Source organism: Streptomyces sp. NPDC013317 (genome assembly GCF_055563155.1).
Genome location: NZ_JBVHDX010000002.1, coordinates 613,665 through 626,636, shown reverse-complemented (window position 1 = coordinate 626,636; position 12,972 = coordinate 613,665). Strand labels below are relative to the sequence as shown.

The window sequence follows — 12,972 nt, the reverse complement described above, 5'->3', positions numbered from 1 at the left end:
TGCGCCGGTTATGCTGGAGCGTCCCCTTCGTCCGCCCTTCGAGCCCTGGAGTATCGCGTCGTGCGCATCGACCTGCACACCCACTCCACGGCGTCGGACGGCACGGACACCCCGGCGGAGCTCGTCCGCAACGCGGCGGGCGCCGGGCTGGACGTCGTCGCCCTCACCGACCACGACACCACGCGCGGGTACGCGGACGCCATCGCGGCGCTGCCCGAAGGGCTGACGCTCGTCACCGGCATGGAGCTGTCCTGCCGCGTGGACGGCGTCGGACTGCACATGCTCGCGTACCTCTTCGACCCCGAGGAGCCGGAGCTGGCCGCCGAGCGCGAGCTGGTCCGGGACGACCGGGTCCCGCGCGCGCGGGCGATGGTCGGCAAGCTCCAGGAGCTCGGCGTACCGGTCACGTGGGAGCAGGTCGCCCGGATCGCGGGAGACGGCTCGGTGGGCCGCCCGCACGTGGCGGAGGCGCTGGTCGAACTCGGCGTCGTACGGGACGTGTCCGGGGCGTTCACGCCGGAGTGGCTGGCGGACGGCGGCCGGGCGTACGTGCGGAAGCACGAGCTCGACCCGTTCGACGCGGTCCGCCTGGTCAAGGCGGCCGGCGGAGTCACGGTCTTCGCGCACCCGGCGGCGGTCAAGCGCGGCGAGGTCGTTCCGGAGTCCGCGATCGCGCGGCTCGCCGAGGCGGGCCTCGACGGCATCGAGGTCGACCACATGGACCACGACGAGCCGACGCGGGCGCGGCTGCGGGGGCTGGCGAAGGAGCTCGGACTGCTGGCCACGGGGTCCAGCGACTACCACGGCAGCCGCAAGACGTGCGGGCTCGGCGAGTACGTGACGGATCCCGAGATCTACGGCGAGATCACCCGCCGTGCCACAGGAGCGTTCCCGGTCCCCGGCGCCGGCGGAGGACCCCGCTAGCGCACCGCGCCACCTGCCCCGTCAGGGGCCGGCCCGCGCCCGCCCGTCGTGTCCGACGCGGCGACCCGGGCGACTCCAGCGCCCCGGCACCTCGTCAGAGCGCAGCCCCCGCAGGCCACCTGGCCCGAAAGGGCCCGGCGCCCCAGAGCAGACCGCCCCTCGACAGTGCCCCGGCTTCGCCGGGGGTCGGTCCTTGGCCGGGCCCTGCCTCCGGCCGAGGTTCGACTCCGCGCTGATGTCCGGCTCCGGCAGGGGTTCGACTCCGCGTTGGTGTCCGGCTCCGGTAGGGGTTCGGCTCCGCGCTGATGTCCGGCTCCGGTAGGGGTTTGCCTCGGCTGGTGTCCGGCTCCAGGCGGGGTCCGACCTCAGCCGGGGCCTGGTTCCGGCAGGGCTTTGCCTCCGGCGGGTGTCCGGCTCCGGCAGGGGTCCGGCTCCGCGTTGGTGTCCGGCTCCGGCCGGTGTCCGGCCCGGGTCGGCGGCCGGTCTCCGGGCAGGCACGCGTCCTCGGTCGGTGCGGGCTCCCGCTGGTGTCCGGCCCTGGCAAGGGCCCGTCCTCGGCCGGCACGGCCGCCTGGGCGGCGCCTGGCTCCCGTTGGGGGCCTGCTCGGGCCGGTGAGCGGTCACGCCGCCACGGGCCCCCGGTGCGCGCACCCCCACCACCCCATCACCCACTCGTACACCCCATCACGCAAGGCACACCGTGTTCGACGTCGCCGTATTCGGCTCGCTGTTTCTGACCCTCTTTGTGATCATGGATCCGCCCGGGATCACCCCGATCTTCCTCGGCCTCACCTCCGGCCGCCCCGCCAAGGTGCAGCGGCGCATGGCCTGGCAGGCCGTCGCCGTAGCCTTCGGGGTCATCACCGTCTTCGGGATCCTCGGGCAGCAGATCCTCGCCTACCTCCACGTCTCCGTACCGGCTCTGATGATCGCCGGCGGTCTGCTCCTCCTGCTCATCGCACTCGACCTCCTCACCGGCAAGACCGACGAGCCCAAGCAGACCAAGGACGTCAACGTCGCCCTCGTGCCCCTCGGCATGCCCCTGCTCGCCGGGCCCGGTGCGATCGTGTCCGTGATCCTCGCCGTGCAGCACGCCGACGGCGTCGGCGCGCAGGTCTCGGTCTGGGCCGCGATCGTGGCCATGCACGTCGTCCTCTGGCTGACCATGCGCTACTCGCTGCTGATCATCCGCGTCATCAAGGACGGCGGCGTCGTGCTCGTGACCCGGCTCGCCGGCATGATGCTCTCCGCCATCGCCGTGCAGCAGATCATCAACGGCGTCACCCAGGTCATCCAGGGGGCCTGACCCACGAGGCCCCGCACGCCACTGCGCCCCCGTACGGATTCCGTTTCCACGGAGTCCATGCGGGGGCGCGGTGCGTCTCAGCTGTGCCTGTTATGAGGCCGAGGTGTCGGCCGGGCGGATCCAGATGCGCTGGCCGATCGAGGCGGCCTGCTGCACGATCCGGTTGACGGAGGCGGCGTCCACGACGGTCCGGTCGACGGGCGTGCCGTCGATGTCGTCGAGTCGCAGGATTTCGAAGCGCATGGGCTTCTCCCTTCGTCTGGAGTTGATCCTCCTGTTGGAGAACTGTGTTGCGTGCTACATAGACATCCAACGGGATGCATCCTGCAAACATTCCCTACGCTAAGGAAATTTTTTGGATGGCTAACTACTAAGCGGTAGGGGACGTTGGCGGGAACCCCGCGACCGGCGCAGAATGAGGCCCGTATGAACGACGCCGAGCTTTCCCCCACGCCGTCCGGTGACCCCGTCCACGACCTGCGCGACCGCCTGGAGCACACCAATGAGCTCCTCCGGCGGATGCTGGCCGAGGTGGCGAAGACCCCCTCGACCCATGCCATCTTCGTCGACGCCGGTTACGTCTACGCTTCGGCCGGGTTGCTGGTGGCGGGCACCGAGGACCGGCGCTCCTTCGACCTCGACGCCGAGGGGCTCATCGAGGCCTTCATCGACAAGGCCCGCACGATCTTCGCGGACAGCCGGCTGCTGCGGGTCTACTGGTACGACGGCGCCCGGCGCCGCATCCACACGCCCGAGCAGCAGACCATCGCCGAACTTCCCGACGTCAAGGTCCGGCTCGGCAACCTCAACGCCAACAACCAGCAGAAGGGCGTCGACTCCCTCATCCGCTCCGACCTGGAGTCCCTCGCCCGGCACCGTGCCATCAGCGACGCCGCCCTCGTCGGCGGTGACGAGGACCTCGTGCCGGCCGTCGAGGCCGCGCAGGGCTACGGGGCCCGCGTCCACCTCTGGGGCATCGAGGCCGCCGAAGGGCGCAACCAGGCCGAGCCGCTGCTCTGGGAGGTCGACAGCCGCCGTACCTTCGACCTCGACTTCTGCCGCCCGTACGTCACGCGACGCCCCGTCACGACGTACGAGAACGAGGGCGAGCCCCCGCCCTCCCGCGAGGAGGTCCGTTTCGTCGGCGCCCAGATCGCCGCGGTCTGGCTCGCCGAACGGGGCGGCGACGCGATGGCCGAGCTGCTGCCGGGACACCCGTACCTGCCGGGACCCGTCGACCAGGACCTGCTCATCGAGGCCGAGAAGCTCCTCAGCCGCTCCCTCCGTGGCCACGCGGCGCTGCGCAGGGCGCTGCGCGACGGCTTCTGGCAGCACCTGCAGACCCAGCTTCAGCCGCGGTCCTAGCCGACCGCTCCGGCCGCGGTCGCGTCCACGTGCGACCAGAAGGCCGCCAGACGCGCCGCCAGCTCCTCCGGGTGGGAGACGTTGGGGGAGTGGCCCGCGCCCGCGACCACCGTGTGGTGCGCGCCCACGCTCGTCGCCGCCGCGGCAAGGCCCGGCACCGGCCAGACCATCTCCTCCGCGCCGTACGCGATGTGCACCGGCAGCGCCAGTGCGGCGAGGCGTGCCGTACCGTCCGGGTCGCGCAGCAACAGCCGCCCCGCGCCCGCAAGTTGGGCGATGCGGGTGCCCATCCAGCGGCGCCGCAGGAACCGTACGATCTCCGGAGGGTCGGTGGTCCCCGGCTCCTCGCCCCTGCTGTCCAGCCAGCGCGTCGCCAGCCAGACCCGCTCCTTGGGCAGCACGGCGAGCGCACCGCGCAGCGCCCGGACCCTGATCCGCTGCGGGCGGGCGACCCGGCCGGGCCCCGAGGAGAGCAGCGTCAGGGAGCGGAACGCGGCGGGCGCGAGCTCCGCCGCGGCGCGGGCCACCAGTCCGCCGAAGGAGTGGCCGAGCAGATGCACCGGCCCGTCGCCGAGCGCGGCGGCCTGCGCGACCACGTCGAGGGCGAGGGCGCGGCGGCTGTAGGCGTGGCGTCCGCGCGGCCCGGGGGTCTCGTGCTGGCCGCGCCCGTCGACGGCGACGGCACGGAAACCGTCCTCGCCGAGCGGGCCGAGCAGGGCGAGGAAGTCCTCCTTGCTGCCGGTGTAGCCGGGCAGCAGCAGCACCGTGCCGCGGGTCTCGCCCGCGGGCACGGTGTCCAGTACGGCGAAGTCGCCGCGCGTGGTCCGAAGCCGGTGGGCACGGGTGCGCGGCGGCAGCGCCAGGGACCGGGGCTTGCTCATAAGGGGACTGTAACCGCTGTTCAGCGGGGGCAGGACGGCGCAGTGGCCCGGCCCCTGGGGAGGGACCGGGCCACTACGGGGGTGCGTCGGCGCGTCAGCTCTCGGGCTGCGCGGCGGCGGCCTTCTTCGTCGTCCGACGACGCGGGGCCTTGGGGGCCTCGGCGGTCTCGGCGACCGCGGCCTCCGCCGGAGCGGCGGCGGCCTTCTTCGTCGTACGGCGGCGGGGCGCCGTCTTCGGCTCGGACGCGTCCGGGGCCTCGGCGGCGACGGCCTTCTTCGCCGTCCGGCGGCGCGGGGCCTTGGGGGCCTCCTCGGCGACGGGCTCGACGGCCGGGGCCTCGACGACCGCGACGGCCTCGGCCGCGACGGCCTTCTTGGCCGTACGGCGACGGGGCGCCTTCTTCGGCTCCTCGGTGACCTCGGCGGCGGGGGCCGCCTCGACGACCTCCACGACCTCGGCCACGACGGCCTTCTTCGCCGCGCGACGGCGGGGCGCCTTCTTCGGCTCCTCGACCGTCTCGGTCACCGGCTCGATGACCTCGGCGGCCGGCTTCGCCGCCGCGAGGGCGGCGGCCGCGGTCTCCACGGTCTGGAAGGTGACCGTCTCGACCTCGGGCACGATGCGCGCACGACGGCGGCGCGGGGCCGCCTTCGGGGCCTCGTCCACCGGCTTGGCCTGCGCGACCACGGAGACCGGGGCCTTGGCGACCCGAGCCTTGGCGGCGGGGGCGGCTGCCTCCGCGACCGGGGCCGGTACGACCGGGGCGGCGGCCTCGACGGCCGGCGCGGCGGCGCTGGAGACGGCGGTGTTCGACACGGCGGTGTTCGACACGGCCGTGGCGCGGGTACGGCGACGGCGGCGCGGGGTGCGCGGCGCGGCCGCCGCGTCCTCCGCCGCCGGGTCGGCGACGGCGGCCGGAGCCGCGGCCGTGGTCGGAGCCGTGGTCGTCTCCACCGCCTCGCCGGCCGTGGAGCCGCCACGCGTCCGGCGGCGCTGGCGCGGGGTGCGCGTACGCTCGGGACGCTCCTCGGCCACCGGTGCGGCCGCCTTCTTGCGACCGCGCCCGCCCGGCTCGCCCAGGTCCTCCAGCTCCTCCGCACCCAGACCCGCACGGGTCCGCTCGGCGCGGGGCAGGACGCCCTTGGTGCCCGCCGGGATGTCCAGCTCCTCGTACAGGTGCGGGGAGCTGGAGTACGTCTCCACCGGCTCGTGGAAGTCCAGTCCGAGCGCCTTGTTGATGAGCTGCCAGCGCGGGATGTCGTCCCAGTCGACCAGGGTGACGGCCGTGCCCTTGGCGCCGGCGCGGCCGGTGCGGCCCACGCGGTGGAGGAACGTCTTCTCGTCCTCGGGCGACTGGTAGTTGATGACGTGCGTGACGCCCTCGACGTCGATACCCCGAGCGGCGACGTCGGTGCAGACGAGCACGTCGACCTTGCCGTTGCGGAACGCGCGCAGGGCCTGCTCGCGCGCGCCCTGGCCGAGGTCGCCGTGGACCGCGCCGGAGGCGAAGCCGCGACGCTGCAGCTGCTCGGCGATGTCGGCCGCCGTGCGCTTCGTACGGCAGAAGATCATCGCGAGCCCGCGGCCGTTGGCCTGCAGGATGCGGGAGACCATCTCCGGCTTGTCCATCGAGTGCGCGCGGAAGACGTGCTGCTTGATGTTGGCGACGGTGACGCCCTCGCCGTCGGGCGACGTGGCGCGGATGTGCGTCGGCTGCGTCATGTAGCGACGGGCCAGACCGATGACGGCGCCCGGCATGGTCGCCGAGAACAGCATGGTCTGACGCTTCGCCGGAAGCATGTTCATGATCTTCTCGACGTCGGGCAGGAAGCCCAGGTCGAGCATCTCGTCGGCCTCGTCCAGGACGAGGGCCTTGACGTGCGACAGGTCCAGCTTGCGCTGGCCGGCCAGGTCGAGCAGGCGGCCCGGGGTGCCGACGATGACGTCGACGCCCTTCTTGAGCGCCTCGACCTGGGGCTCGTACGCCCGGCCGCCGTAGATGGCGAGCACGCGGACGTTACGGACCTTGCCGGCGGTCAGCAGGTCGTTGGTGACCTGGGTGCACAGCTCGCGCGTGGGGACGACGACCAGGGCCTGCGGGGCGTCGGTCAGCTGCTCGGGCTTGGCCCGGCCGGCCTCGACGTCCGCGGGGACGGTGACGCGCTCCAGGAGGGGCAGTCCGAAACCGAGCGTCTTGCCGGTGCCGGTCTTGGCCTGGCCGATGACGTCGGTGCCGGAGAGGGCGACCGGGAGGGTCATCTCCTGGATGGGGAAGGGGGACACGATGCCGACGGCTTCGAGCGCCTCGGCCGTCTCGGGAAGGATCCCGAGCTCTCGGAAAGTCGTAGTCAGGGTGCTGCCTCTTCTGTGAGACGCGGCGCGAGGCGAACGCTGGGGGTCGTACCGTGCCGATTCGCTTCCGGCCGGATCTACGTAAGGATCACAGCCGGGTGGCGCGGGACCACTGCCGTCGCTCGAGCGTCGTGCCGCTTGAGGGACCCTCCTGCGGGTGCGCTGGGAGGGCTGTCGGGTCGGAGCCAGTCGGGCCACCGACCGGGCATCCTCATTCATGAGTCGGCCCACCGAGTACGTCCGAACGTGCGAAAACTTGTCCGCATACTCAGCAGGCGCTTTACCACTGTACCCCGGATTCGCGCATGTGTGTTGGGACAATTGGTGATGAGGGCGCGGTCACAGTGACTGACCGGCGCCCTGGGCGCGTCGGGGAGCGGGCTATTGTGCGCTTCATGGAGACGCCTGACAACGCCACGCCCGCCGAAGAGAACGCGGAAGCGACCACCGGAGAGACCACCGAGGAGCTCACCGGCATCGCCGCCCAGGACTGGGCCACCGCGTCCGCAGAGCCGCATTACCGCGCCGCGGTCGTCGACCTGCTCGGCGCGCTGGCCTATGGCGAGCTCGCGGCCTTCGAACGGCTCGCCGAGGACGCGAAGCTCGCGCCGACCCTCGCGGACAAGGCGGAGCTGGCGAAGATGGCCTCCGCCGAGTTCCACCACTTCGAGCAGCTGCGCAACCGGCTGGCCGCCGTCGACGCCGAGCCGACGGCCGCGATGGAGCCGTTCGCCAAGGCCCTCGACGACTTCCACCGCCAGACCGCGCCCTCGGACTGGCTGGAGGGTCTCGTCAAGGCCTACGTCGGCGACTCGATCGCGAGCGACTTCTACCGCGAGGTCGCGGCGCGGCTCGACTCCGACACGCGCCGCCTCGTGCTGTCGGTCCTCGACGACACCGGCCACGGCAACTTCGCCGTCGAGAAGGTCCGCGCCGCGATCGACGCCGACCCGCGCGTCGGCGGCCGGCTCGCGCTCTGGGCGCGCCGGCTGATGGGCGAGGCGCTCTCGCAGGCCCAGCGGGTCGTCGCCGAGCGCGACGCCCTGTCCACGATGCTCGTCGGCGGGGTCGACAGCATGGCCGCCGGGTTCGACCTGGCGGAGGTCGGCCGGATGTTCTCCCGGATCACCGAGGCGCACACCAAGCGGATGGCCGCGCTGGGCCTGGCGGCGTAACACCGCTGCCCGCGGTCCGCGGCACACCGCGACACGCATACCGCGACACGGACGTCGGCGGCCCCGCGGATCAATCCGCGGGGCCGCCGACGTCCGTTCGTGGGGGCCTGTTCGTGGTGTGCCGGGGGTGGGCGCTGTTCACGCCGCCGCTGATCGGCGCAGACGGCGCGCGGCCGGGCGGATCAGCAGGGAGAGCAGGACCGTCGCGATCGCCACGGCCCCGATGAGCGTCGCCAGGGCGTGGCCGGGGCCGAGCGCGCCATGGGTCACCAGTGCGCCGAAGACGGCGCCGAGCGTGCCCGTGGTGAGAACGACTCCACGTGCGGGGAGGCGGTCGGGCAGCCGGTGCACGGCGGCCCAGGCCAGGGCGAGTCCGAGCAGGGCGGAGCCGAGGGCTTCCAGGAACACGTGATCACCTCGCGTGCGGTGCGGGGCGGGACATTCGGTCGTAGGCGGTCCTACCCGAACCGACTCCGACGCAATCCTCCTCGCCCGCCTCACCTGCACCTTCTGCCCGAGTCCGCGCACCGGACCGGACCCCGAGCCCACCCGAACGGACGAAGGGCCCGGCGGATCGAATCCGCCAAGCCCTTCCCCTGTTTCTCCGTACGTCTCAGAGCGCGCCGAAGCCCACCCGGCGCACCGCCGGCTCGCCGATCTCCACGTACGCGATCTTGTCGGCCGGGATCAGGACCTTGCGGCCCTTCTCGTCCGTGAGGCTGAGCAGCTGCGCCTTGCCGGCCAGCGCGTCGGACACCGCGCTCTCGACCTCCTCGGCGGACTGCCCGCTCTCCAGAACGATCTCCCGGGGTGCGTGCTGCACGCCGATCTTGACCTCCACGGCTATGTCCCTCCGAACGGTCAGCGTTGCGCGTCTACCGCGCCGTACGCTGCACACATTAGCCCGGTGAGGCGATCCGCACGGCGCACCGGCGGAACGCCAGGAGCGAACATCCGGGATCGAACACCCCCGAGCCCGGCGGCCGGAAGCGCGCCGAACCGGGCTCAGCAGCGCGCCGAACCGGGCTCAGCGGCCGTCGGTGAGCGGCTGGCCGTCGGTCGGGTGCAGGGGGAAGCCCGCGATACCGCGCCATGCCAGCGAGGTCAGCAGCGCCACCGCCTTGTCGCGCGGGATGGTCGACTCGCTGGAGAGCCAGTAGCGCGCCACGACCTGCGACACACCGCCGAGACCCACGGCGAGCAGCATGGACTCGTCCTTGGACAGATCCGTGTCCTCGGCGATCACGTCCGAGATCGCCTCGGCGCACTGCAGGCTGACCCGGTCCACGCGCTCACGCACGGCCGGCTCGTTGGTCAGGTCGGACTCGAAGACGAGCCGGAACGCGCCGCCCTCGTCCTCGACGTACGCGAAGTACGCGTCCATCGTCGCCTCGACCCGGAGCTTGTTGTCCGTCGTCGACGCCAGGGCCGTGCGCACGGCCTGGAGCAGCGCCTCGCAGTGCTGGTCGAGCAGGGCCAGGTAGAGCTCGAGCTTCCCCGGGAAGTGCTGGTAGAGCACGGGCTTGCTGACGCCCGCCCGCTCCGCGATGTCGTCCATCGCGGCGGAGTGGTAACCCTGGGCGACGAACACCTCCTGGGCCGCCCCGAGCAGCTGGTTCCTTCGGGCTCGGCGCGGCAGGCGCGTGCCCCGAGGGCGTGCTGCCTCTGTCTGCTCGATGGCTGTCACGCCGCCTCCCAAAAATCGATCCATGCGCTGTGTGGCGCCGCGCCCGCCATCGTACTTTTGGGTAACCCGGCTGTGCGCGGTGCGGACGCAGAATTTCACGGACCGGACGCCGAGGGCGATAGGCGATCCAACATTAAACCGAACGAATCAGCGGTAGTCGTCCTCGTCGAGAGCGACGACACGTGCCTGTTCGGACGAGTCCGCCTCGTTCGCGGAGTCCCGTTCGACATGGGTGTGCGGCTCGTCCTCGCGCTGCTGCACCTCGGCGCGCTGCTCCGCCGCGTCGGCCTCAGGGATCTCCTCGTCGAGCACGTCGTCCTCTTCCTCGGCGAATGTGTCCGGCTCGTTCGGATCGACAGTCATGCGGATTCCTTCCAGCATGCGGGTCCTCTCCGATGGCCCTACCTATGAGCGTAGGAGCACACTCCGTGCGGCGCACCCGAACCTGTGACGCCACACACACGCGCCCCCGCGTGATCGTCTCGTAATATTGCGGCCATGTCGTCGACCGAGCTGCCGGAGACCCGGACCGCCGCCGCACCGTCCTCGTCGCGGACCCGCGCCGTGCGGGTCGCCGACGGCGAGCAGCTGCGCTCCGTCTCGCTGCCCGGGCTCACGCTCACCGTCCGGGCCCGCCCCGGTGACCGGCCGGGACTCGCGCCCGCGCTCTACGTCCACGGCCTCGGCGGCTCGTCCCAGAACTGGTCGGCCCTGATGCCGCTGCTCGCCGACCTCGTCGACGGAGAGGCCGTCGACCTGCCGGGCTTCGGCGACTCCCCGCCGCCCGACGACGGCAACTACTCCGTCACCGGACACGCCCGGGCCGTCATCCGGTTCCTCGACGCCTCCGGCCGCGGCCCGGTCCACCTGATCGGCAACTCGCTCGGCGGAGCCGTCTCCACCCGGGTCGCCGCCGTCCGCCCCGACCTGGTCCGCACCCTCACCCTCGTCTCCCCGGCCCTGCCCGAGCTGCGCGCCCAGCGCACCGCGTGGCCGACCGTGATCCTGGCGATGCCGGGCGTCGCGTCCCTCTTCGCGAGGCTGACCAGGGACTGGACGCCGGAGCAGCGGGTCCGCGGAATGCTCGCCCTCTGTTACGGAGACCCCGCCAGGGTCTCCGACGAAGGACTCCGGCACGCCGTGGAGGAGATGGAGCGACGCCTGGAGCTCCCGTACTTCTGGGACGTCATGGCCCGCTCCTCGCGCGGCATCGTCGACGCGTACACACTGGGCGGTCAACACGGACTGTGGCGGCAGGCGGAACGGGTGCTCGCCCCGACGCTGCTCGTCTACGGTGGCCGTGACCAGCTCGTCTCGTACCGGATGGCGCGCAGGGCGGCCGCCGCGTTCCGCGGCTCGCGCCTCCTGACGCTCCCGGACGCCGGACATGTGGCCATGATGGAGTACCCCGAGACGGTCGCCCAGGCCGTACGGGAACTGATCGAAATGAACGAACAGAGCGAAGGCCGCGTAGAGAACGCAGAGAAGCGCGGCAGCAGCGGCGACAGCGGCGACAGTGGCGGGAGCTGATCCGGGGCGTGGGACGACATAGTCGCAAGGGCCCCGCGCCCGTACCCCCCGCTGATCCGGGGCGGCGGGAGGCCGCGGGGCAGGGGACGGGGCGCCGAAGGCGCGCGCAGGGCGTCGAGGACACGGGACCGCAGGAGCGGTACGAGGAGCCGCGGGGCACGAACCCGCCGGATCCGTACGGCCAGGACGGCTACGGGCGGAGCCCGCGTCCGTACGGGCCGGGCGCCGGCCCCCACGGGCAGGCGCCGAGCACCTACGGCATCGGACCGAGCACCTACGGGAACAGGCCGAGCACCTACGGGCAGCGACCCGGCGCGTACGGGGCGCCGCAGCCCGGCGCGCGCGGCCAGGGCGGCGGCCGTCCCGTCTGGGACACGCCGACGCACGGCACCCCGGTCCACACCGCCCCCGCCGACACGGCCGTACGGGGCGGGCATCCCGAACACACCGAGACGATGCCCAGGCCGCCCGGCGGCTACGGCGACCGGCCGGGCACCCGCGGGAACGCCCCGGACGGGACCGGTCCCGCCGGTCCCGCCGCCGCTGCCACCGGGCGCACTCCCTTCATCCCCGCTCCTCGCAGGGAGCGGGAGCCCGAGGACCTGCCCGACGACCTGCCGGAGGAGCAGCCCGAGGAGGCGCCGGCCAAGTCGGGCGGCAAGGGCCGCGCGTTCGCCGGCATCGCGGCCGCCGCCGTCACCACCGTCCTCGCTGTCGTCGTGGCCGGTCAGGTCGCGGACCAGGACGCCGGTACCGCCGTCGCCCGCTCGGCGGAGGGGCCCACGGACCGGGCCGTCGACCAGGGCGGTGCCTCGCGCTCCGACCAGCGTCCCGCACCCCCGAGGACGGCGCCCGTGGCGCCCGCCAAGCCGGCCACGTACGAGCAGCTGATGGCGCGCCAGTTCCCCATCGACCCCAAGCTGAAGGGCTCCGGCGAGTTCGAGGCCGTGGGCGGCTTCGACAGGGCGCCGGGCAAGGGGCGCAAGATCCGGTACCGCGTCGACGTCGAGAAGGGGCTCGGGCTCGACCCGAAGCTGTTCGCCGAGGCCGTGCAGAAGACCCTCAACGACGAGCGGAGCTGGGCCGGCAAGGGCGCCATGACCTTCGAGCGGATCTCCAGCGGCGAGCCCGAGTTCGTGATCACGCTCGCCAGCCCCGGCACCACCGGCGTCTGGTGCGCGAAGTCCGACCTGGACACCACCGTCGACAACGTCTCCTGCGACTCGGCCTCCACCTCCCGCGTGATGATCAACGCCTTCCGCTGGGCGCAGGGCTCGGAGACCTTCGGAGCGCGGGCGATGCTCTCGTATCGCCAGATGCTCATCAACCACGAGGTGGGGCACCGGCTCGGCAACAACCACGTCAGCTGCCGCACCCCCGGCGCCCTCGCCCCCGTGATGCAGCAGCAGACCAAGTCCCTGGACATCGACGGCATCAAGTGCCGTCCCAACCCCTGGGTCCACCCCGGGAACTGACGTCCACCCGTCCGCCCCGGGGCCGGTGTTCCCGGGCGGCGCCATGGCAGGCCGTGGCCTGACTCTGCGTACGCGAATCGCCTCGTAGCGCGACGGAACGCGACCAGGGTGCGAAAGTTACGTGCATTCACCCCTTCCGGTGGCGGGGGGGGCCCCCCCGCGGGGGGGCCCCCCCCCCCCCGCCGCCGGCGCCCCCCCCCCCCCCCCCCCCCCGCCCCGCGGGGGGGGGGGAAACCGCCGGGGCGGGGGTGTGAAACAGGTGTCGCAGGGGAAGCG

Annotated in this window: 13 protein-coding genes; 6 read left to right on the top strand and 7 right to left on the bottom strand. The window is 72.9% G+C overall.

Annotated features, from left to right (window positions below; genetic code table 11):
- Nucleotides 1-60: 60 nt before the first annotated feature.
- Nucleotides 61-924 (top strand): PHP domain-containing protein, encoded by an 864-nt coding sequence (locus tag ACZ3IJ_RS07550; protein ID WP_467466723.1) that lies wholly within the window; start codon nucleotides 61-63, stop codon nucleotides 922-924.
- 700 nt (nucleotides 925-1,624) lie between these two features.
- Entirely contained in the window at nucleotides 1,625-2,230 is a 606-nt protein-coding gene (locus tag ACZ3IJ_RS07545) for a MarC family protein (RefSeq protein ID WP_361436347.1), read from the top strand.
- Nucleotides 2,231-2,320: 90 nt separating this feature from the next.
- Here the strand turns inward: ACZ3IJ_RS07545 and ACZ3IJ_RS07540 are convergent, their stop codons facing one another.
- Nucleotides 2,321-2,473, bottom strand: coding sequence for a hypothetical protein (locus tag ACZ3IJ_RS07540; protein ID WP_391798605.1), 153 nt, complete (start codon nucleotides 2,471-2,473; stop codon nucleotides 2,321-2,323).
- Nucleotides 2,474-2,656: 183 nt separating this feature from the next.
- On the opposite strand from ACZ3IJ_RS07540, the gene ACZ3IJ_RS07535 reads away from it, so the two are divergent.
- On the top strand, nucleotides 2,657-3,595 hold the full coding sequence (locus tag ACZ3IJ_RS07535) for an NYN domain-containing protein (RefSeq protein ID WP_467466722.1): 939 nt from the start codon (nucleotides 2,657-2,659) through the stop codon (nucleotides 3,593-3,595).
- Here ACZ3IJ_RS07535 and ACZ3IJ_RS07530 read toward each other — a convergent pair.
- Together ACZ3IJ_RS07530 and ACZ3IJ_RS07525 are read right to left on the bottom strand one after the other, a co-directional pair.
- The gene (locus ACZ3IJ_RS07530; RefSeq protein WP_467466721.1) at nucleotides 3,592-4,476 is read right to left on the bottom strand and encodes an alpha/beta fold hydrolase; all 885 of its coding nucleotides are present in this window, start codon (nucleotides 4,474-4,476) and stop codon (nucleotides 3,592-3,594) included. The two genes, ACZ3IJ_RS07535 and ACZ3IJ_RS07530, sit on opposite strands and share 4 nt — an antisense overlap.
- 94 nt (nucleotides 4,477-4,570) lie before the next feature.
- Nucleotides 4,571-6,736, bottom strand: a complete 2,166-nt coding sequence (locus ACZ3IJ_RS07525) for a DEAD/DEAH box helicase (RefSeq protein ID WP_467466962.1) — start codon at nucleotides 6,734-6,736, stop codon at nucleotides 4,571-4,573.
- Nucleotides 6,737-7,224: 488 nt separating this feature from the next.
- On the opposite strand from ACZ3IJ_RS07525, the gene ACZ3IJ_RS07520 reads away from it, so the two are divergent.
- The gene (locus tag ACZ3IJ_RS07520) at nucleotides 7,225-8,004 is read left to right on the top strand and encodes a ferritin-like fold-containing protein (protein WP_391798602.1); all 780 of its coding nucleotides are present in this window, start codon (nucleotides 7,225-7,227) and stop codon (nucleotides 8,002-8,004) included.
- A 138-nt stretch (nucleotides 8,005-8,142) separates the two neighbouring features.
- Here ACZ3IJ_RS07520 and ACZ3IJ_RS07515 read toward each other — a convergent pair whose 3' ends face one another.
- The 4 genes from ACZ3IJ_RS07515 to ACZ3IJ_RS07500 all read right to left on the bottom strand — a co-directional run bounded on the left by ACZ3IJ_RS07515 (nucleotide 8,143) and on the right by ACZ3IJ_RS07500 (nucleotide 10,054).
- Complete coding sequence (locus tag ACZ3IJ_RS07515) at nucleotides 8,143-8,412, bottom strand: hypothetical protein (RefSeq protein WP_467466720.1); 270 nt, start codon at nucleotides 8,410-8,412, stop codon at nucleotides 8,143-8,145.
- Between the two features lie 205 nt (nucleotides 8,413-8,617).
- Entirely contained in the window at nucleotides 8,618-8,845 is a 228-nt protein-coding gene (locus tag ACZ3IJ_RS07510) for a DUF3107 domain-containing protein (RefSeq protein WP_467466719.1), read from the bottom strand.
- 186 nt (nucleotides 8,846-9,031) lie between these two features.
- Complete coding sequence (locus ACZ3IJ_RS07505) at nucleotides 9,032-9,691, bottom strand: TetR/AcrR family transcriptional regulator (protein ID WP_467466718.1); 660 nt, start codon at nucleotides 9,689-9,691, stop codon at nucleotides 9,032-9,034.
- Between the two features lie 147 nt (nucleotides 9,692-9,838).
- Nucleotides 9,839-10,054 (bottom strand): hypothetical protein, encoded by a 216-nt coding sequence (locus ACZ3IJ_RS07500; RefSeq protein WP_391798599.1) that lies wholly within the window; start codon nucleotides 10,052-10,054, stop codon nucleotides 9,839-9,841.
- Between the two features lie 135 nt (nucleotides 10,055-10,189).
- Between ACZ3IJ_RS07500 and ACZ3IJ_RS07495 the strand changes: the two genes are divergently transcribed.
- On the top strand, nucleotides 10,190-11,221 hold the full coding sequence (locus tag ACZ3IJ_RS07495; protein WP_467466717.1) for an alpha/beta fold hydrolase: 1,032 nt from the start codon (nucleotides 10,190-10,192) through the stop codon (nucleotides 11,219-11,221).
- 8 nt (nucleotides 11,222-11,229) lie between these two features.
- Entirely contained in the window at nucleotides 11,230-12,696 is a 1,467-nt protein-coding gene (locus tag ACZ3IJ_RS07490) for a DUF3152 domain-containing protein (protein WP_467466716.1), read from the top strand.
- The last annotated feature ends 276 nt before the right edge of the window (nucleotides 12,697-12,972 follow it).